Consider the following 20,462-nt stretch of genomic DNA (forward strand, 5'->3'; position numbering starts at 1 on the left):
TGCTAAAACTCAAACTGATAGAGCAGATCAAGTGCCTGGTCTACGCCGGACACTGCTTCCAGATATAGCTTAGGCATCAGGCGATAGCGTAGCGTGAGTGTTGCCAGTGAGTCAAAGATCCCCACACCATATTTTACCTGCAGACCCGGCAGTACATAGCCGCTGACCACCACCTGCGAGGAGTCGCCCACGCCCTGGGTGTCCAGCGCCAGATTGCTTACGCCGAACGTCTCGCCGATTTTACCCACAACCTGACCACTTTGTGCAACCCCCAGACCCACTAACATTGATGTCATCGCAGCACCATCGCCTTGTGCGCTATCCAGTCCCTGTCCACGCAGGAGATAAGAAAGTGCTTCTTGCTGCGACATGGCCGGGTCGGAGAAGATCTCCGCTTTGGGTTCGTCGGCAGAGCCGGTGACACGCACGCCAGCAATCACATCGTTTTCAGTCGCTTCAGGGTTACGAATGGCTTCGATATTGAGCACCGGCTGATCCGGTGGACCGGAGAACAACAGCTCGCCTTTACGCACAATCAGATCCTGACCGTAGGCGTGGAAACGCCCATCAGGAATATTGATTTGCCCGTTGAGGCCCAGCCCTTGACTGTCCTGCGCCACTTTCAGATCGCCCGTGAGTCTCGCCTTCAGCCCAAACGCATCCAACCGCACGTTATTCCCCACGTGCACGATAAGATTACTATTGATTGGTATGCCTGCGCTCTGTTGTTCAACAGGTTTCAGATTTTCACTGAGCATAACTTCATCGCTGGAGACGCCGACTGCACTTTCCGGTACCTCGTGAACCACGATACGCGCCCACGGCACGTCGACACGACCGTCCAGAGTGAACAGGCTCGGTGTCGCCTCAAAGACGACGTCAGGTGAGACATCCAGACGCACCATCGGCGGTACGGTGATGCGTACCCGGCTCCCCTTCGCCGCGATGCGTGCGCGCCAGTTATCAAGCTGGCTCCAGTCAGCATCACCGCTCAGATTAATTTGCCCCTGCTGGGTCAGCACCGAGCCATTCAGCGTCGAACTCATGCCGTTGAAGTTCAGTGCTATCTGGCTCGGCTGCATGTCGAACGGCATAAAGTTACCGTCAATATCGAGCCCGCTGAGCCGCATCTGACCAAACAGCTGCGGGCTTTCCGCGTTGCCAGCCAGACGCAGATTGGCATTGAGCAGTCCCTCGGCTTTTTCCCCGCGCGCGAAAATGGGGTTCACCATCGCCAGGTTGAAATTGCGGATATTCACGTTACCGCCGAGATTACGCCGCCCTTGCGGATCGGTAATCTGCACCTGCCCGTCCAGCTGACCGTTGTTGGTCAGGCGGATCGTCCATCCCAGCTCAGCACGGTTGTTATGCAGATCGGCACTCAGGTTCAGGGTGTCGAACGCCACCGGCAGCGGCGCGTCGTTGACTTCTTGCGTCACCTTCACGTTACGCCCGGAGAGCGTCACGCTGCCCTGCGGCAGCCCCTCTTTGGTGGTGTCCCATGCGACATCCGCTTTACCGCTAAAGACGCCGCTGGCCTGGGTCGTGTCCGGCATAAACGGCTTTAGCATCGCCAGATCGAAGCGGTTGAGATTAATCTGCGCGCGCCCTTCTGCCCCCGCATCAATAGTCTGCGGTACGCAAAGTTCTGCGTTAGGGTTGGTCCAGCAGTGCGGTCCGATGCTGATCTTCTGCTCGGCGTTGCGGTAGTCCAGCGCAATGGAGCGCGACAGCGCCAGCGGCCCAACCGGCGTGCTGAAGCGGGTGTTATCCAGTTGCCCCTTCCAGCGTTCCGCTTTGCGGTCGAAGCTTCCCGTCAGATGGAGCTGGCCGGACACCGGTTCGCCCTGCACGCGCAGCTGGAGGTCATGCTGCTTCTCGTTGCCTTTGGCTTCCAGCGTCACCAGATTGATGTTCACATCCGGCTGGGAGATTCGCTCCACGCGCAGGTTCAGATTGCCGCCGATCTGATCGGTGGATTTTACATCCCCTTCAACGCGAACGCGGGCGACGGACAGCTCCTGCCAGCGCAGGTTATTGGCGGTGATATCCGCCAGCAGCTGCGGCGCCTCCACCGTACCGCGCACCTTCACCAACCCTTTCGCCGTGCCGCCAAGACCCGGCAGGGCGTTATCCAGATTCGGCGCGTCGATGGTGGCATCCAGGTTGAGATCCTTCACACCCAGCTCGCCTTTGATATCCGCCGTGTTGCGGCCCAGCGCCACGTGCAGCCCCGGGATGATCCACTGCAGATAGCTGTTGCCTTTCAACGAGCCTTCAACGTTAACCTTGTTCTGCTTCACGTTCCCGGTGAGCTTAATTTCCGGTACGTCCATCTGCCAGGTGCCGCCGTACAGGCTGCCGCGGGTTTTAATCAGACCGTCCAGTTTCGACGGCCAGTCCGGCACTTCTTTGGCGGTGTTAATGCCCGTCAGCTTCAGCTCGCCGCGCCAGCTGATTGCCTGCTGCCAGTCAAGCAGCGCGGTCAGCTCGGTTTTGCCTTCCAGCGCCGCGACGGTCAGCTTGTCGAGGTTAACCTGCTGTTCGTTGCCTTTTGCATCCAGCGTAATGTTCGCGGGCGGCACGCCCTGCCCCTTCACCGCGGTGCGGAACGACAACGTGTAATCGGTCATCTTGCCGCTCAGCTTCAGTTTCAGGTCATCGGCCTGGAACTGTTTTTCGCCGGTGAAAGGCCAGTAAAGCTGTTTGCTGACAATCTCCAGGTTGAGCGGTAAACCGACTTCTGCCAGCTGGGTTTGCCCACGCAGCACCATATCCACCGGGCCGGAGAGGTTAACGCCAAATTCCAGCTTCTCGCGCAGCGCCCCGCCTACTTTGACCTTCACCTTTTCGCCCTTCAGCGGGTCGATGTTCAGGGCGCTGTTGAGGGTGATATCCACCGGCCAGTTGTCGCGCAGCAGGGCATTCCCTGACGCATTGACAGAGCCCTGATTGGTGTCGATATCCAGCGCGTCGAGCTTCATGTTGCCGTCAATGCTGCTGACTTTCAGCAGCATGTTATAGACCGTCAGGTCGGTATCGCCCGTCAGACGCAGCTGTTCGCCTTTGAATTCCTCAATGTTGAGGTTCAGCGGCAGATGCACGTCGGTCATCTCCGGCAGAACCGGTTTCGAGAAGAGATCTTTCAGCGTTTCACCCAGCGGCTTTTCTTCCGGCTGCGGGTTTTGGATCTTCGGCTCAACAATCTCTTCCTGCGCCACGTCGGCCACTTTCGGTAGCGCAATCAGCAGCCCCTGCAGGGACGTTGGCGTCAGGGTAAGGTTTTTCTCCTGCCAGCGCAGGCCGGAGGTGAAATCCATCACGGACACGGTGGTGTCGTCGATTTTGATATTGACGTTATCCAGCGCCACCCGATAGAGCGCAATCGGGTACGGTGTGGACAGTTTCAGCGGGCCGCTATTCTCTTCCTCGACCGGCGCAGACTTCGGCATTTTTTTTGAATCTATCGCCACGTTCACATCTTTTAGCGACAGATCGTTCACGCAGAGCTTGCTATCCCGCAGGCAGCCCAGCTTCACGGCCAGATGGAATTCGCCTGCATTAACGGCCACGCCCGGCTGCTCATAACGAATGTTCTTCAAACGCAGGTCGCGCCAGCCGCCCGTCACCTGGCCAATTTCCAGCCCCGGCACCCAGCGGTTAGCCGCGTTAAACAGCAGATGCAGGCCGGTGGTGGTGCCCACCAGAAACGCCACCGTACCGAGCAGCAGCACGATAAAAATCAGTACGCCGAGGCTTATCTTCTTCCATAAACTCATAATTCAGGCCCCAGACCGATGTAAAACTGTAAACCGTGTTCGTCTTTGTCGCCCACCGGAACGGCGAAATCGAGCTTGATGGGCCCGACGGGAGACTGCCAGCGCACGCCTACGCCCGCGCCGGTTTTGAAATCGCTGCGGCGGATATCGTTCACCGCTTCACCGCCGTCCACGAACATGGCTCCCCACCACTTGCCGCTGACGTTGTACTGATACTCCAGCGAGCCGGTCGCCAGTTTTGATGCCCCGGTCAGCTGGCCTTTTTCGTTTTCAGGTGAGATCGATTTGTACTTATACCCGCGAATGCTGCGGTCGCCCCCGGCGAAGAAGCGCAGATCGGGCGGCACGCGTTCGAAATCGCCCGTTTCAATCCAACCCAGGTTGCCGCGCATCACAAAGCGGTGTTTGTCGTACAGCGTGCGGATCCAGACGTTTTGCGCCTGAAAGACGGAGAAGTCCACGTCGGAGCCCCAGGCGGTGTTGGAATAATCGATGGAGTAGCGCTGTGAGTCGCCCCAGGTCGGCATCAGGCCCCCGCGCGAGCGGGTGCGGCTGATCATCACGCCCGGATAAAGCAGCATGGTGGTGTTGGTGACGTTGGCCTGGGTAAAGTGGTCGAGGCTCCAGCGCAGGTTAATGGCGCGCTGCCAGCCGCTTGAAAGATCCCAGAAACGCGATACGGCAAGCGTCGTTGAGTCCTGCTCGGTGTCGTTCAGGTCGGTGCGCTTAAAGCCGCCCTGCAGAAGGTAATACTGCTCAAGCGGATTTTTCAGCAGCGGCATTTTGTAGCTGAAATCCAGCTGCTGCTCAGGCGCAGAGAGGCTCAGACTGGTGGTCAGGCTGTGGCCGTAGGAGTTCATCCACGGTTTTTTCCACGAGGTTTTCACGCGTGGGCCAACGTCCGTCGAATAGCCCACACCGGTTTCAATGGTGTTCTCGGTGCGCGGGGAGACCACGCCGTGCAGCGGCAAGACTTTCGTTTTACGGGACTTTTCAAATTCCGGCGCGACAATCACCGAGTTAAACCAACCGGTTGCCGACAAACGGCGGTTGAGTTCGCCCAGGTCGCTCGACTGGTAATAGTCGCCTTTTTTAAACGGTACCAGGTTTTGCAGGTACTCCTCGCGGATCTGCGATCCTTCAAACGTCACATCGCCAAAACGATAGCGTTCACCGCTGTCGTAGTCGATGTCCCAGAAGGCCTGACGCCTCTCCAGCGCTACGCCAAGCTGGCTTTTATTAAACTGGCTGTCGAAATAGCCTTTACGTAGCGCGACGTTGGTTAAGGATTTTTTAAAATGATCGTAGTCGCCGTGATTCAAAACGGTGCCAACTTTAGGACGGGTACTCAGCAGATCCAGGTAATCCCGATCCGTACGCGCGCCGCCGCGCAGCACCACGTTGGTACCGCCAATCAATACCGGCTCACCCGCTGAGACGCGGGCAATCAGCACCTGACGCCCCTTCTTTGGTGGCGGGCGGAGGTCGAAATCAATGGTGGGTTCGTAATACCCCAGCGCTTTCAGTCCTTCGCGGATCGCGTCATCCACGCGCGCGCGAAAACGCCGGTCCGGCGTCACTTCGTCACTCTGGATCGTCGATAACTGCGCGCGCACGTTTTTTTCCAGCGCCCCGGATAACCCCTCAACCTGCAAACGGACATTCGCCGCGCTGGCAACCCCGCTTGTCAGCAATACACTGACCAAACATAACTGGCGGATTTTTGTCACGTTTTCTCCTGAATATCCCTGTTTCCACCCTGGAAGCAAATGAAATGCCGCTCTGCGGCAAAAAAACGGCCTGTTAGCCAAAAACCCAAATCGTGGGTTGAAAATGGGTGTAACACCCAAATATTTCTTATGATTAAATCTAAATAGCTGCGCCGAATAGTAGATCACTTAAAGGGAACTCAGCCCGAATTGTGCGATCTGATCAATCGCCAAATCAAAACAAATCACCAACCGGACTGAGCGATGCCGATCATAGCACCAATACCCCGCGACGAACGCCGCCTGATGCAAAAAGCTATCCATAAAACACGCGATAAAAATTATGCCCGCAGACTCACCGCTATGCTGATGCTGCACCGGGGTAACAGTGTTAGTTGCGTTGCCAGAACGCTCTGTTGCGCCCGTTCATCTGTTGGGCGCTGGATTAACTGGTTCACGTTATCGGGTGTGGAAGGCCTCAAATCCTTACCGGCAGGACGCTCCCGACGCTGGCCTTTTGAGCATATTTGCACCTTGTTACGTGAACTGATAAAGCACTCTCCCGGCGATTTTGGTTATCAACGTTCACGCTGGAGCACCGAATTACTGACAATAAAAATCAATGAGATAACCGGGTGTCAGTTGCATGCAGGCACTGTGCGTCGCTGGTTGCCCTCTGCCGGACTGGTATGGCGCAGGGCTGCGCCAACGTTGCGTATCCGCGATCCGCATAAGGACGAAAAGATGGCGGCAATCCATAAAGCACTGGACGAATGCAGCGCAGAACACCCGGTCTTTTATGAGGATGAAGTGGATATCCACCTTAATCCCAAAATCGGTGCAGACTGGCAGTTGCGTGGACAACAGAAACGCGTGATAACGCCGGGGCAGAATGAAAAATACTATCTGGCCGGAGCGCTGCACAGCGGCACGGGCAAAGTCAGCTATGTGGGTGGAAACAGCAAGAGTTCGGCACTCTTCATCAGCCTGCTGAAGCACCTGAAAGGCACATATCGACGGGCAAAAACCATCACGCTCATCGTGGATAACTACATTATCCATAAAAGCCATGAAACACAGCGGTGGCTGAAAGGGAACCCGAAGTTCAGAGTGATTTATCAGCCAGTTTACTCACCGTGGGTAAACCATGTTGAGCGGTTATGGCAGGCGCTGCATGACACGATAACGCGTAATCATCAGTGCCGTTCAATGTGGCAGCTACTGAAAAAGGTTCGTCATTTTATGGAAACCGTCAGTCCCTTCCCGGGAGGACAGCATGGACTGGAAAAAGTGTAGCGGTATTAGGCGCAGCTATTTAGACTCATTCAGCGCATTTATTGTGTTCAATTAAACGCTTCGTGACAACCTTAACCGAAACATCGCTACCCGGGAGGCACCATCGTGAGTTTATTCGACAAAAAGCATCTGGTTTCACAAGCAGATGCATTACCGGGACGCAACACCCCTATGCCTGTGGCGACCTTACACGCCGTAAACAACCATTCAATGACAAACGTTCCTGATGGAATGGAGATCGCCCTGTTCGCCATGGGCTGCTTCTGGGGAGTTGAACGTTTGTTCTGGCAACTGCCCGGCGTTTACAGTACCGCAGCAGGCTATACTGGCGGTTACACGCCAAACCCAACCTACCGCGAAGTGTGCTCTGGCGATACCGGTCACGCGGAAGCGGTTCGCGTGGTGTATGACCCGGCCATCATCAGCTACGAACAACTGCTGCAGGTGTTCTGGGAAAATCACGACCCGGCGCAGGGCATGCGTCAGGGTAACGATCACGGCACCCAGTACCGTTCGGCCATTTATCCGCTCACACCCGAGCAGGACGCTGCCGCGCGCGCCAGCCTTGAGCGTTTTCAGAAAGCCATGCATGACGCGGGCGATACGCGCGAGGTGACCACGGAAATCACCACCGCGAAGCCGTTCTATTATGCCGAGGACGATCACCAGCAATATCTGCATAAAAACCCGTATGGCTACTGCGGAATCGGAGGCATCGGCGTCTGCCTGCCGCCACAGCTGGCCTGATCACTGGTCTAGCGCCACGCGAGCCGCGTGGCGCGTCGCATTACTCACCGAACCAAAATCCATCACCTTCCCCTGCAACAGCAAATTATAAACCGGCGCCTGAGGTCGGTTGAGCCGTGTTTGCAGCAAATGCACCGCTTCTATCCCGAGTTCACGACAGGGCACCGTGACGCCGGTGACCGGTTTTTCCAGGCGGTGCGCTAAATTCCAGGCAAAATCGGTGGTGATGAGTGAAATGTCTTCCGGGATACGAAGCCCGTGACGCGTCAACGCGCTGATCACCCCCTCCACCATGCTGGTACTGTTGGGGAAAATCACCTCCGGCCACTGCGCTTTATCATGACTCGACAGCCACTCGTCCAGCGCCTGTTCGGCCTCCTCCGCGGTAAACCACTCCGTCACTAACAAATCACGTCGTGGCTCAAAGGCAATGTGAAAATGGCGGTACGCCTCTTTGATACCATCCAGGCGAGCATAGAGCGTATCCCGCCGCAGACACGTTAAGGTCAGCACCCGGCGGTGTCCCTGCTCAAAAAGGTGCTGCATGGCGGTAAAACCAATGGCCCGATGGTCGGGCGAAACGGAGTCCAGCACCCGATCCCTGTCGACGGAATTAATTAAAACGCAGGGTTTATTGAGCGTGCTGGCCAGTTTAAATATGGTGGAATCATCCGTGCCAATGATAATTATCGCGTTGATATTTTTATGACTGGCCTTTTCCAGAAACAGTTTTACATCGGCGTGCTGTTCTTCTAATCCGCAATAGCTGACCCAGACATTATGCGGCGCGCTGGCTTCGGCGATTCCTTTGGTCACTTCGAGATAAAAAATATCGCCGCGGCCCTGAAAGGTTCTTTCCGGCGCAAAAACAGCGATACCGTTAATTAATAGCCGCCCGCTTGCCATGGATTCAAGGACACCTAATTCCCGCGCGGTGCGAACAATCGCTTCCCGGGCCTTATCGCTGGTATACGACTTCCCGCTTAGCACCCTTGAGACAGTGCTAACGGAATAGCCCGTCAGGGAGGAAATTTCCTCCATTTTTAACTTACCCGCCATAGTGTGACCTCGCTCCCAATCAGTTTTTGCAAATATTTGCAGAAACAGCGCATTGATTTTAAAACTAAATTTCAAAATGGTTAGAGTTTACTTATTGACCTTGCGAGTATTCTCACAAAAACACATTGTCGCTGCGCCTGAGCTTTCCTATTTTCCGGTCATCACTCTTTTCGACTGAAATTAAGGTGAGACATGGAGAAGGTACGTTTTGGCATTATTGGTATAGGTAATATTGGCACGGTCCACGCGCGCTATTTACTGGCAGGTACCGTCAGCGACGCCTGCCTGGCGGCAGTTTGTGATAACGCGCTGGAAAAGCATCCTGCCATTCGTCAGATGGTCGGCACCCTCCCACTGTTTAGCGATGCGCAGGAGATGCTCCAGAGCGGGCTTATCGATGCGGTCATTGTCGCCACGCCGCACTATGAGCACCCGCGCCTGTCGATGCTGGCGATGCGCAACGGCATCCATACCCTGTGTGAAAAACCGGCGGGCGTGTACACAGCGCAGGTTCAGGAGATGAACGCCTGTGCCCAGGCGTGCGACGTGGTGTTCGGCATCATGTACAACCAGCGCCCGAATCCGCTCTACCAGAAAGTGAAAGACCTGATCGACAGCGGCGAGCTGGGTGAAATCCGCCGTTCAAACTGGATCATCACCAACTGGTATCGCTCGCAGAGCTACTACAACTCCGGCGGCTGGCGCGCCACCTGGAAAGGTGAAGGCGGCGGCGTGCTGCTCAACCAGGACCCGCATCAGCTCGATCTCTGGCAGTGGCTGGTCGGCATGCCGGTCCGCCTGCGCGCGTTCTGCCAGTTCGGTAAGCATCGCGATATCGAAGTGGAAGACGAGGTCACCGCCTACGCCGAGTATGCCAACGGTGCCACCGGCGTGTTTATCACCACCGTCGCCGAAACGCCGGGCACCAACCGTCTGGAAATAGCGGGCGATCGCGGCAAAGTTGTCGTCGAGGAGGGGAAACTGCGCTATTGGCGACTGCGCGAATCCGAAACCGCCTTTAATGCCCGCTGGGAGAACGGCTTTGGGGAGCCTGAGTGCTGGGAAGTCTCGATCCCCGTCGCCCCTGAATACAGCGAACATCACGTTATTACCGCCAACTTCTGTGCGGCCATCCTGCGCGGCGAACCGCTGATTGCGCCGGGTCTGGAAGGGATCCATGGGCTCACGCTCTCTAACGCCATGCACCTTTCCACCTGGACGGACGACTGGGTCGAGCTGCCGCTCAACGAAAAACAGTATCTGCGTCTGCTTCAGCAACGCATCAGCACCTCAGTGGCTAAAGAGACAGCCAGCGTCACGCTGGACGCCTCTGGCACCTGGTAACTCCGGAGAAGAAACGATGTTAAATGTCGCCATTGTGGGAACGGGGAATATCTCGCATAACCATATTCAGGGCTATTTGCAGTTTGGTCAGCGCTGCCGGATCGTTGCGCTGGTGGATATCTACCCGGAAAAAGCGGAAGAGAAAAAAGCGCGCTACGGCCTGACAGATGCCCGCGTGTATGAAAGCCACCGGCAGATGCTGGAATCTGAGCCGAATGTCGACATCGTCGACGTCTGCACGCCGCCCTACGTCCACGCAGAGATCGGTATCGACGCGCTCAACGCCGGTTGCCACGTGCTGTGTGAAAAACCGATGGCCGCCTCGCTGGAGGAGTGCGACGCGATGATCGCCGCGCAGCGGGCCAGCGGTAAAACGCTCTCCATCATTGCCCAGAACCGCTTTACCGATGCCTTCTGGCGCTTAAAAGCGGCGCTGGACTCCGGCCTTGCCGGGAAAGTCTGTCATGCGCAGGTGGACTCCTTCTGGTGGCGCGGTCACTGCTACTACGACCTGTGGTGGCGCGGCACCTGGGAAAAAGAGGGTGGCGGCTGCACCCTTAACCACGCGGTGCACCACATCGACGCCATTCAGTGGATGCTCGGCTTCCCGTCCGAGGTGGTGGCGATGATGACCAACGTGGCGCACGACAACGCTGAAGTCGAAGACCTCAGCGCCGCGATCTTCAAATACCCCAGCGGCGCGCTCACGCAGTTGACCGCCTCGGTGGTACACCACGGCGAAGATCAGAAAATGATCATTCAGGGCGATAAAGCGCGCATCTCTGCGCCGTGGCAGGCCTTTGCCAGCGTCAGCGCCGATAACGGCTTCCCGCAGGAAACCCACGACCAGCAGCGAGAAGCACAGCTCAACGCCGTTTTTCAGGAGACGCCAAAGCTCGAGTGGACGCTGCACACCGGGCAGATCAATGACCTGCTTTATGCCATTGAGCACGGCACGGCGCCGCTGGTAGACGGCGTGCAGGGCAAACGCTCGCTGGAGCTGATTACCGCCATTTATAAATCAGCCATCACTCGCGCTGTCGTCTCATTGCCCATTGGCCGCGACGATCCGTTTTACCGTACCGGCGGGACCGACGCCCTCGCCCCCCGTTTTTATGAAAAATCCGCAAGCATCGCCAACTTCAGCGAAGTGGGTGCGATTCCCCTCGGCAAAGATCTGGATTAAGGAGTGACACCATGAACAAGAATGACGGTATGAACTACGCCCCGGTGGGCAAACCGCAGCCGGTTGTCCGCGAGGGTGAATTCGTCTTCGCCGCCGCCGCGCTCGACCACGGCCATATCTACGGGATGAGTAACGGCCTGATAGAAGCCGGAGCCACGCTGAAATGGGTGTACGACCCCGATCCGGCCAAAGTGGATAAATTTATCCAGCAGTACCCGCAGGCAAAAGTGGCAGAGTCGCTGGAGGTGATCCTTAACGACGACGAGGTGCGCCTGGTTGCGGGAGCAGCAATTCCTTCCGAGCGCTGCGCGCTGGGGCTGAAAGCGATGGCGGCGGGAAAAGATTACTTCACCGACAAAGCGCCGCTCACCACCCTTGAACAGCTGGCGGACGCCAAAGCGATGGTCGAAAAGACCGGCAAGAAATATGCGGTGTACTACAGCGAGCGTCTTCACGTAGAGAGCGCGGTTTTTGCCGGGCAGCTGGTGCAGCAAGGCGCCATTGGCCGCGTCGTGCAAACCCTGGGTACCGGGCCACACCGGGAAGGCACGGGCCGTCCGGACTGGTTCTACGATCGTCGCTACTTCGGTGGGATCCTGTGCGATATCGGCAGCCACCAGATAGAACAGTTCCTGTTTTATACGGGCAACAGCGATGCCACCGTCGTCGCCAGCCAGGTGCGCAACGTTAACCACCCGCAGTATCCGGCGTTTGAAGATTTCGGCGATGCGATGATCAAAGGCGAAAACGGGGCCAGCGGCTATTTCCGCTGCGACTGGTTCACGCCGGACGGACTCTCCACCTGGGGCGATGGCCGCCTGACGCTACTTGGGACCGACGGGTATATCGAAATCCGCAAGTATGTCGACCTCACCCGCGGCGAGCAGGACGTGGTGTATCTCGTCAATAAAGAGGGGGAGTTCCGCTATCCGGTGGCCGGGCAGGTCGGGTTCCCGTTCTTTGGCGAGCTAATCCTCGACTGCCTGCACCGCACCGAAAACGCCATGACGCAGGCACACGCTTTCAAGGCTGCCGAACTGTGCGTGAAGGCTCAAATGCTGGCCAACGCAGCCGGATAAGGGGAACGACGATGACGATCCTGAACACGGCAATTATTGGCGGCGGCGCGATCCACCGTTGCCATGTGAATGCTCTCCGCCAAATTCCTAACGTGGCGCTACGCGCGCTGGTGGATATCGACAGCGTAAAAGGGTTGAAGCTGGCGATGGGCTATCAGTGCCGCTTTTATCAGGATTACCGGGAAATGCTGCTGGATGACAGCATCGACGTGGTGCATATTTGCACGCCTCACTTTGAACATAAAAGTATGATCCTGGCGGCGCTGGCCGCCGGGAAGCACGTTTTCTGTGAAAAGCCGGTGGGCATGAACGGCAGCGAGCTTGTCGATATCGCCCGCGCCGTTGAGCAGGCGAAGGGACAGTTTGGCGTCTGCTACCAGAACCGACTCAACCCCACCAGCCTGCGCGTGCGTCAGGAGTTAGCCCATGGCGGGCTGGGTAAGATGCTCAGCATCAAGGCGGTGCTAACCTGGTCACGCTTCGGCACCTACTACACCGACAGCCCGTGGCGTGGGCGACTGGCGACCGAAGGCGGCAGCCTGCTGATCAACCAGGCAATCCACACCCTCGACCTGATGCAGTGGTTTGGCGGCGGCGTGACGCGGCTGAAAGGCGTAGTCGATAGCGGAGAACTGGCAGACGTGACCGAAGGGGAAGACAGCGCGATGGCGACGCTGCATTTCGCCAACGGCGCGCGCGGCCTGTTTTATGCCACTAACTGCCACACCACCGATTCCCCTCTTCTGATGGAGATCCACTGTGAACACGGTTCACTGCTGCTGGAACACAACGTTCTCTGGCGTATCACGCCCGGTGAACGCCTCAAACTGACAACCGACGATTCACCCGACGGCTCGGTCAAAAGCTACTGGGGTCTGGGTCATCAACAGGCGATCCGTCGCTTTTATCACGCCCTTATTCATCCGGAAAACAGGGATTACACCGATATCCATGAAGCCGGCAAATCACTCACCCTTGTGGAGGCCATTTATCGCTCATCTCAATTACGACAATGGATAGAGATCAATAACTAGAACGTAATGTGCAATCCAGACGTTAATAAAAACACGACCTGACATACAGGTTAAACATTACCCTACACTGGATATTATTATGGTCAAACCAACTGAACGTAGAGTTGGTTATGGCGTAGCGCTTGGCTACGGCATAACCGATCTGTTTGGCGGAGGCGCTTTCGCCATTATCGGCACCTGGCTGTTATTTTTTTACACCACCTATTGCGGACTCTCTGTGATTGAAGCGGGCTCAATATTTGCCATTGCCCGCGTCATTGATGCGTTATTAAGTCCGATTATGGGTTATATCACCGATAATTTCGGGGATACCTGGCTTGGACGAAAATTTGGTCGTCGCCGCTTCTTTTTATTACTCAGCTCCCCGTTAATGTTTCTGTACGCCCTGCTGTGGATGACGGACATGGGATACTGGTACTACCTGGGCACCTATCTGTCTATCGAACTGCTGTCGGCGATGGTGTTAGTCCCCTGGGAAACGCTGGCGGCAGAAATGACCAACCGCTACGAAGAGCGCAGCCGCCTTTCGGGCGTGCGGATGATCTGCTCACAGCTGGGCGGTTTTCTTGCGGTATCGGTCCCCGGTGTGATTATGCAATTCACCGGCAAAGATAATCCGTTTACCTATACCCTCACCGGACTGATATTTTCCTGCGTGTTCTGCCTGGCGGTATTTATTACCTGGTACACCACCTGGGAAGCAAAAGATGTCCATCAGGAATCGAACTTCAAGGTGGATAATCAGCGTAAAGGCGGCCTGGGGAATCACTTAAAATATCTGGTGCTCGATCTCTTTTCGTCATTCCGCATCCGTGCGTTCCGCCTGCATATACTCATCTATATTTTTCTTTTACCGCGATGGATGTATTCGGTTCAGTCTTTACCTATTACGTGGTTTATTGCCTGAGCCAGGATGCCTCTGCGGTTTCCGGCTGGCTAAGCATTGCGGCCTTTGCCTCGGTACCGGGCACGTATGGGTTTATGCTGCTGTTGAACCGGCTGAACATGACGCCTTCTGCCGCCCTACGGCTCTCGTACGGCTGTATCTTCCTGGTGCTGGCGTTTCTGTTTACGGTCTACCTCACCAAAACGCAGGTGCCGACGCTGCTCTTCTCAGCGGTCTTTATCCTGCTCGGTGCGGCACGTTCCGGCCTGTATTACATCCCCTGGAATATTTACAGCTTTATTCCGGACATTGACGAGATGGTCACGCAGCAGCGCCGCGAAGGGATTTTTGCCGGGGTGATGGTTCTGACCCGCAAAAGCACCGTGGCGATTGCCATCATGATTATCGGCCTGGTGCTGCAGGAGTCCGGTTTCGTGAAGGGCAGCGGTGCGCAGCCTGAAAGCGCGCTGGGTGCCATTATCGGGCTGATGATTTTCGCCACGGCAGCCCTGCTGACCGTTAGCTTCTTCACGACATACAAATTCAAGCTGACCCGTGAGACACACAAGGTACTGCTCAAAGAAATTGCCCGCCGCAAGCTGGGCGGCGATTATCGCGACTGCGACGAGAAAACCCGCGTGGTGATCAAGCAGCTGACGGGCTACGAGTATGACCAGGTGTGGGGAGGCGATGCAACGCGCCGTGCAGTGGGTAACGTCCCGCTGTCGACCGTCAAATAGCGACATATGCCGGGCAGGTTACCCACCTGCCCGGCCTTTTTTTGCCCAAAATGTGACCTCTGGCAGATTTACATCTCTTTACGCTATACTACCCGCTGAAATAATCGGCTCAACGCTACGAGCTGACGTTCAATGTGTCTTCACACAAATGGTATCAACTCCCCTTCTGAGGATCTGGCGAGAAGCCGGATAAACTATGTTAAACAGTATTTTAGTAATACTTTGCCTTATTGCCGTCAGTGCATTTTTCTCGATATCCGAGATCTCGCTGGCCGCGTCCCGTAAAATCAAACTTAAGCTGCTTGCCGATGAAGGCAACATCAACGCCACGCGCATCCTGAAAATGCAGGAAAACCCCGGCATGTTCTTCACCGTGGTGCAGATTGGCCTAAACGCGGTCGCCATTCTCGGCGGTATCGTGGGTGATGCGGCGTTTTCCCCGGCGTTTTATAGCCTGTTTGTGCAGTACATGTCCGTTGAACTGGCCGAACAGCTGAGCTTTATCCTCTCCTTCTCGCTGGTGACTGGCCTGTTCATCCTCTTCGCAGACCTGACCCCGAAACGCATCGGTATGATTGCGCCAGAAGCCGTGGCTTTGCGTATCATCAACCCGATGCGCTTCTGCCTGTACGTGTTCCGCCCGCTGGTGTGGTTCTTTAACGGCCTGGCAAACGTGATTTTCCGCATCTTTAAGCTGCCGATGGTGCGTAAAGATGACATCACCTCTGACGACATTTATGCGGTTGTAGAAGCCGGGGCGCTGGCCGGGGTGCTGCGCAAGCAGGAGCACGAGCTGATTGAGAACGTATTCGAACTGGAATCCCGTACCGTGCCGTCTTCCATGACGGGCCGTGAGAACATTATCTGGTTCGATTTACACGAAGATGAGCAGAGCCTGAAGAACAAAGTGGCGCAGCATCCGCACTCTAAGTTCCTGGTCTGTAATGAAGATATCGACCACATCATCGGCTATGTCGACTCCAAAGACCTGCTGAACCGCGTGCTGGCCAACCAGAGTCTGGCGCTGAACAGCGGTGTGCAGATCCGCAATACCCTGATTGTGCCGGACACTCTGACGCTCTCAGAAGCGCTTGAAAGTTTCAAAACCGCCGGGGAAGACTTCGCGGTGATCATGAACGAATACGCGCTGGTGGTGGGTATCATCACCCTGAACGACGTGATGACCACGCTGATGGGCGATCTGGTGGGCCAGGGGCTGGAAGAGCAGATTGTTCAGCGTGACGAAAACTCATGGCTGATCGACGGCGGTACGCCGATTGAAGACGTGATGCGCGTGCTGGACATCGACGAGTTCCCGCAGTCGGGCAACTACGAAACCATCGGCGGCTTTATGATGTTTATGCTGCGTAAAATCCCGAAACGTACCGACTCGGTGAAGTTCTCCGGCTACAAGTTTGAAGTGGTGGATATTGATAACTACCGCATCGACCAGCTGCTGGTGACGCGCATCGATAACAAACCGACCGTGCTGGTGCCGAAGCTGCCGGACGCGGAAGAGAAGGTGTCGGCGTAAAGTCCCTGCCCCACATACATCAACGGCTCCCATCGGGAGCCGTCTTTTTAACTACTGCATAGCACGTTGGTTAAGCCATCTCAGTCTGCAGACGCATAACCTGACGGTTGACTTCGGACATCACAGACAGGTGCTGTTTGTCCTTCACTTTTGGGATAAGGATTTTGCCCTTATCAAATTCAAAAGCGCCTACATCCTTGATATACAACCGTCCACGGAACAGGATCTTCACGTACTTCGCCACCTGAAGCGGGTTGTAGCGTTGGAAAATTTTCATTCTTGTATCTCCTGCGAATCATACGCTCTTGCGGTGCCACAATCGGCCCGACTGTCCTGAGCGCAAATTTTATTGCCCAATGACTATAGACCAGAACTACGTTGTTACCCAGTGTGCATAAGTTTATTTACCGTTTGATTACAATTATTCAGAATAATCTTTGCAAACCGTGACTCAGGGCAGTATAAGCCGTCGTTTTTTCATGGATATGTGCGTTCACCCGCAAACTGGCATCGGGATTGCGGGAAAACCCCATTGATCGCACTTATGATTAAAAGCGTAAGACCAAGTGGTCGGATCACCTGCTAACAAAAAAGGAAACACCATGACCCTACGTAATATCCTTGCAGCAGCCTGCCTGCTGCTGCCCCTGTGGGCTTGCGCTCACACGATTGAAAAAGGACAACGCGTACCGCCAGTCGGCATTGCTGACCGGGGAGAATTGATTCTCGACAATGATAAGTTTAGCTACAAAGCCTGGAATAGCGCGCAGCTTGCGGGCAAAGTGAGAGTTGTACAACATATTGCCGGTCGTACATCCGCGAAAGAGAAAAACGCTACCCTGGTGGAAGCGATCAAGGCCGCAAAATTCCCGCACGATCGCTACCAAACCACCACCATTGTGAACACCGACGATGCCATCCCCGGCTCCGGCATGTTTGTGCGCTCGAGCCTGGAGAGCAACAAAAAGCTCTACCCGTGGTCGCAATTTATCGTCGACAGCAATGGCGTGACGCGTAAGGCGTGGCAGCTTGACGAAGAGAGCTCTGCGATTGTGGTGCTCGATAAAGAGGGACGCGTGCAGTGGGTGAAGGACGGCGGATTAACACAAGAGGAAGTGCAGCAGGTGGTTGCTCTGCTGCACAAGCTGCTGGCTCAGTAAATTGAAACCCGGAAGCCAGGGTTGAGGAATGATTCGCGCGGGGTATAGTCCAGCGGCTTACCCTGCCAGTCATGAACATGCGCACCGGCCGCCGCCGCTACCGCGTGCCCTGCCGCCGTGTCCCAGACGTTGGTTGGCCCAAATCTCGGGTAAAGCTGCGCGTGTCCTTCCGCCACCAGGCAGAACTTGAGCGATGAACCAATCGACGTCGTCTGGTGTTCACCCAGCTGCTGCAAATACTCCTGCAGTTCGCTGTCGCTGTGGGAACGGCTGATCACCACCAGCGGTGGACGCGCATCACGCACCTGAATCTGCTTACGCACGCCGCACTCTTCCTTCCAGGCTTTACCTTCCGCAGCGCTGTACATGACTTTCATCACCGGCGCGTAGACCACGCCGAGCACCGCTTTTCCCTTCTCAATCAGGGCGATGTTGACGGTAAACTCACCGTTGCGCTTGATGAACTCTTTCGTTCCGTCCAGCGGATCCACCAGCCAGTAACGCTGCCAGTGCTGGCGCTCGTCCCAGCCCTGCGGCGCTTCTTCTGACAGGACGGGAATATCCGGCGTTAACGCCTGCAAACCTTTCAGGATCACGCCATGCGCCGCGATATCCGCCGCCGTGACCGGGGAGTCATCCGCTTTGCTGACAACGTCCATCGGCTTCTCGCCGTCGTACACTTGCATAATGGCATCACCCGCATCCCGTGCGAGCTGACAAATTTTATCTAACATTCTCCACCTCTTCGTTAACGCAGTGGTCATAACTCGTTGTTTTATTTATATCGTAATGTGAACAATTCTGCTATCTGTGAAGCAATTCCGGTTTCACTACCCTTATTTCTGGCAGGATTCACACTTCTGTAAGCAACGCGATATACATACATAATCTTTTGTGGCTTGGATCGAAAAAAGGACTCTTCTGATGATTAAGTTTAGCGCAACGCTCCTGGCGACGTTGGTGGCCGCCAGCGTTCAGGCGGCAACGGTGGATCTTCGTATTCTGGAAACGACCGATCTTCACAGTAACATGATGGACTTCGATTACTACAAAGATACGCCTACCGAAAAATTCGGACTGGTACGCACAGCAAGTTTGATTAACGCCGCCCGCGGTGAAGTGCAAAACAGCGTGCTGGTCGATAACGGGGATTTAATTCAGGGTAGCCCATTGGGCGATTACATGGCCGCGAAAGGGCTGAAAAAGGGCGAAATTCATCCGGTTTATAAAGCGATGAATACCCTCGACTATACCGTCGGCAACCTCGGTAACCACGAATTTAACTACGGTCTGACATACCTGCACGATGCGCTGGCCGGTGCGAAATTCCCGTACGTTAACGCCAATATCATCGACGTTAAGACCCAAAAGCCGCTGTTCACTCCTTACCTGATTAAAGAGACCGAGGTTGTCGACAGCGAAGGTCATAAGCAGACGCTGAAGATTGGCTACATCGGCTTTGTGCCACCGCAGATCATGACGTGGGATAAAGCCAACCTCGACGGGAAAGTGACCGTTAACGACATTACCGAAACCGCGCGCAAGTATGTGCCGGAAATGCGCGAGAAAGGCGCTGACCTGGTGGTGGTTGTCGCCCACTCGGGTCTCTCCGCTGACCCGTATCAGGCAATGGCGGAGAACTCCGTTTACTACCTGAGTGAAGTACCGGGCGTTGACGCGATCCTGTTCGGCCACGCTCACGCGGTCTTCCCGGGCAAAGATTTCGCCAGCATCAAAGGCGCGGATATCGAGAAAGGGACGCTCAACGGCGTGCCGTCGGTGATGCCGGGGATGTGGGGCGATCATCTCGGCGTGGTGGATCTGGTGCTAAATAACGACGGCGGCAGCTGGAAGGTGACGCAGTCAAAAGCCGAAGCGCGTCCTATTTACGACGCTGCGGCCAAAAAATCGCTGGCAGGTGAAGATAAAAAGCTGGTCGACGTGCTGAAGCATGACCACGATGCGACCCGTGAATTCGTTGGCAAGCCGATTGGGAAATCCGCCGACAACATGTACAGCTTCCTGGCGCTGGTGCAGGATGACCCAACCGTTCAGGTGGTCAATATGGCGCAAAAAGCCTATGCCGAACACTTTGTTCAGGGCGATCCGGATCTGGCAAAACTGCCGGTGCTTTCAGCCGCTGCACCGTTCAAGGTGGGCGGACGCAAGAACGATCCGGCAAGCTACGTGGAAGTCGAAAAAGGCCAACTGACGTTCCGTAACGCCGCCGATCTCTATCTTTATCCGAATACGCTGGTCGTCGTCAAAGCGACGGGGAAAGAGGTGAAAGAGTGGCTGGAATGCTCCGCCGGGCAGTTCAACCAGATCGACCCGAACAGCAGCAAGCCGCAGTCGCTGATTAACTGGGACGGGTTCCGCACCTACAACTTCGACGTGATCGACGGCGTGGAGTATCAGATTGATGTTACTCAGCCAGCCAGATACGACGGCGAGTGCCAGACGATTAATCCGCAGGCTGAACGTATCAAAAACCTGACCTTCAACGGCAAGGCAATCGACCCGAATGCCACCTTCCTGGTGGTGACCAATAACTACCGCGCCTACGGCGGTAAGTTTGCCGGAACGGGTGACAGCCACATTGCTTTTGCTTCACCGGACGAGAACCGCTCGGTGCTGGCGGCGTGGATCAGTGCGGAATCGAAGAAGGCGGGCGAAATTCATCCGGCAGTGGATAACAACTGGCGTCTGGCGCCGATCCACAGCGATACGAAACTGGATATCCGCTTTGAAACCTCGCCGTCCGATAAAGCTGCCGCGTTCATTAAGGACAAGGCGCAGTATCCGATGAAGAAGGTCGCAACGGATGATATCGGGTTCGCGATTTATCAGGTGGATTTGAGCAGGTAGCGGTGATTGTGCCGGGTGGCGCTTCGGTATGAACCGGAAAC

General features: G+C 55.7%; 14 protein-coding genes and 1 pseudogene. 10 read left to right on the top strand and 5 right to left on the bottom strand.

Annotation, left to right across the window (positions count from 1 at the left end):
• Positions 1–2: 2 nt before the first annotated feature.
• Together tamB and tamA are read right to left on the bottom strand one after the other, a co-directional pair.
• The gene (gene tamB, locus EXW94_RS23985; RefSeq protein ID WP_174341205.1) at positions 3–3,779 is read right to left on the bottom strand and encodes an autotransporter assembly complex protein TamB; all 3,777 of its coding nucleotides are present in this window, start codon (positions 3,777–3,779) and stop codon (positions 3–5) included.
• The gene (gene tamA / locus EXW94_RS23990; protein WP_120159586.1) at positions 3,776–5,509 is read right to left on the bottom strand and encodes an autotransporter assembly complex protein TamA; all 1,734 of its coding nucleotides are present in this window, start codon (positions 5,507–5,509) and stop codon (positions 3,776–3,778) included. The genes tamB and tamA overlap by 4 nt, the downstream gene beginning before the upstream one ends.
• Positions 5,510–5,752: 243 nt before the next feature.
• On the opposite strand from tamA, the gene EXW94_RS23995 reads away from it, so the two are divergent.
• Positions 5,753–6,784 carry an IS630 family transposase gene (locus tag EXW94_RS23995; protein ID WP_174339222.1) on the top strand — a complete coding sequence of 344 codons (1,032 nt, stop codon included), beginning with the start codon at positions 5,753–5,755 and terminating at the stop codon, positions 6,782–6,784.
• Positions 6,785–6,889: 105 nt separating this feature from the next.
• The gene (gene msrA / locus EXW94_RS24000) at positions 6,890–7,531 is read left to right on the top strand and encodes a peptide-methionine (S)-S-oxide reductase MsrA (RefSeq protein WP_010427407.1); all 642 of its coding nucleotides are present in this window, start codon (positions 6,890–6,892) and stop codon (positions 7,529–7,531) included.
• Here msrA and EXW94_RS24005 read toward each other — a convergent pair whose 3' ends face one another.
• Complete coding sequence (locus EXW94_RS24005; protein ID WP_108417873.1) at positions 7,532–8,590, bottom strand: LacI family DNA-binding transcriptional regulator; 1,059 nt, start codon at positions 8,588–8,590, stop codon at positions 7,532–7,534.
• Positions 8,591–8,782: 192 nt separating this feature from the next.
• On the opposite strand from EXW94_RS24005, the gene EXW94_RS24010 reads away from it, so the two are divergent.
• The 6 genes and pseudogenes from EXW94_RS24010 (at position 8,783) to EXW94_RS24035 (ending at position 16,393) form a co-directional block, all read left to right on the top strand.
• On the top strand, positions 8,783–9,934 hold the full coding sequence (locus EXW94_RS24010; protein WP_010427410.1) for a Gfo/Idh/MocA family protein: 1,152 nt from the start codon (positions 8,783–8,785) through the stop codon (positions 9,932–9,934).
• Positions 9,935–9,950: 16 nt separating this feature from the next.
• Complete coding sequence (locus EXW94_RS24015) at positions 9,951–11,120, top strand: Gfo/Idh/MocA family protein (RefSeq protein WP_174341206.1); 1,170 nt, start codon at positions 9,951–9,953, stop codon at positions 11,118–11,120.
• Positions 11,121–11,131: 11 nt separating this feature from the next.
• A complete protein-coding gene (locus tag EXW94_RS24020) occupies positions 11,132–12,199 on the top strand; it encodes a Gfo/Idh/MocA family protein (RefSeq protein WP_174341207.1) in 1,068 nt (355 codons plus the stop codon).
• Positions 12,200–12,210: 11 nt separating this feature from the next.
• The gene (locus EXW94_RS24025) at positions 12,211–13,233 is read left to right on the top strand and encodes a Gfo/Idh/MocA family protein (RefSeq protein ID WP_108417876.1); all 1,023 of its coding nucleotides are present in this window, start codon (positions 12,211–12,213) and stop codon (positions 13,231–13,233) included.
• Positions 13,234–13,312: 79 nt separating this feature from the next.
• Positions 13,313–14,859 (top strand): annotated as a pseudogene (locus EXW94_RS24030) (MFS transporter).
• Between the two features lie 196 nt (positions 14,860–15,055).
• Positions 15,056–16,393, top strand: coding sequence for a hemolysin family protein (locus tag EXW94_RS24035; protein ID WP_042715770.1), 1,338 nt, complete (start codon positions 15,056–15,058; stop codon positions 16,391–16,393).
• 70 nt (positions 16,394–16,463) lie between these two features.
• Here the strand turns inward: EXW94_RS24035 and EXW94_RS24040 are convergent, their stop codons facing one another.
• Entirely contained in the window at positions 16,464–16,670 is a 207-nt protein-coding gene (locus EXW94_RS24040; RefSeq protein WP_003856054.1) for a DUF1107 domain-containing protein, read from the bottom strand.
• Positions 16,671–16,995: 325 nt separating this feature from the next.
• Between EXW94_RS24040 and EXW94_RS24045 the strand changes: the two genes are divergently transcribed.
• On the top strand, positions 16,996–17,553 hold the full coding sequence (locus EXW94_RS24045; RefSeq protein ID WP_042714214.1) for a YtfJ family protein: 558 nt from the start codon (positions 16,996–16,998) through the stop codon (positions 17,551–17,553).
• Here EXW94_RS24045 and cysQ read toward each other — a convergent pair.
• On the bottom strand, positions 17,547–18,287 hold the full coding sequence (cysQ, locus tag EXW94_RS24050; protein ID WP_010427426.1) for a 3'(2'),5'-bisphosphate nucleotidase CysQ: 741 nt from the start codon (positions 18,285–18,287) through the stop codon (positions 17,547–17,549). The two genes, EXW94_RS24045 and cysQ, sit on opposite strands and share 7 nt — an antisense overlap.
• A 190-nt stretch (positions 18,288–18,477) precedes the next feature.
• Between cysQ and EXW94_RS24055 the strand changes: the two genes are divergently transcribed.
• Complete coding sequence (locus EXW94_RS24055; RefSeq protein WP_174341208.1) at positions 18,478–20,421, top strand: bifunctional 2',3'-cyclic-nucleotide 2'-phosphodiesterase/3'-nucleotidase; 1,944 nt, start codon at positions 18,478–18,480, stop codon at positions 20,419–20,421.
• The last annotated feature ends 41 nt before the right edge of the window (positions 20,422–20,462 follow it).

It is taken from the genome of Enterobacter sp. JMULE2 (genome assembly GCF_013337145.1).
Classification (GTDB): domain Bacteria; phylum Pseudomonadota; class Gammaproteobacteria; order Enterobacterales; family Enterobacteriaceae; genus Enterobacter; species Enterobacter mori.

Bases quoted from the DNA above. Each gene is read 5' to 3' on its own strand.
- tamB (WP_174341205.1), bottom strand. From the start codon at position 3,779: ATGAGTTTATGGAAGAAGATAAGCCTCGGCGTACTGATTTTTATCGTG.
- EXW94_RS23995 (WP_174339222.1), top strand. From the start codon at position 5,753: ATGCCGATCATAGCACCAATACCCCGCGACGAACGCCGCCTGATGCAA.
- EXW94_RS24005 (WP_108417873.1), bottom strand. From the start codon at position 8,590: ATGGCGGGTAAGTTAAAAATGGAGGAAATTTCCTCCCTGACGGGCTAT.
- EXW94_RS24010 (WP_010427410.1), top strand. From the start codon at position 8,783: ATGGAGAAGGTACGTTTTGGCATTATTGGTATAGGTAATATTGGCACG.
- EXW94_RS24015 (WP_174341206.1), top strand. From the start codon at position 9,951: ATGTTAAATGTCGCCATTGTGGGAACGGGGAATATCTCGCATAACCAT.
- EXW94_RS24020 (WP_174341207.1), top strand. From the start codon at position 11,132: ATGAACAAGAATGACGGTATGAACTACGCCCCGGTGGGCAAACCGCAG.
- EXW94_RS24025 (WP_108417876.1), top strand. From the start codon at position 12,211: ATGACGATCCTGAACACGGCAATTATTGGCGGCGGCGCGATCCACCGT.
- EXW94_RS24035 (WP_042715770.1), top strand. From the start codon at position 15,056: ATGTTAAACAGTATTTTAGTAATACTTTGCCTTATTGCCGTCAGTGCA.
- EXW94_RS24040 (WP_003856054.1), bottom strand. From the start codon at position 16,670: ATGAAAATTTTCCAACGCTACAACCCGCTTCAGGTGGCGAAGTACGTG.
- EXW94_RS24045 (WP_042714214.1), top strand. From the start codon at position 16,996: ATGACCCTACGTAATATCCTTGCAGCAGCCTGCCTGCTGCTGCCCCTG.
- cysQ (WP_010427426.1), bottom strand. From the start codon at position 18,287: ATGTTAGATAAAATTTGTCAGCTCGCACGGGATGCGGGTGATGCCATT.
- EXW94_RS24055 (WP_174341208.1), top strand. From the start codon at position 18,478: ATGATTAAGTTTAGCGCAACGCTCCTGGCGACGTTGGTGGCCGCCAGC.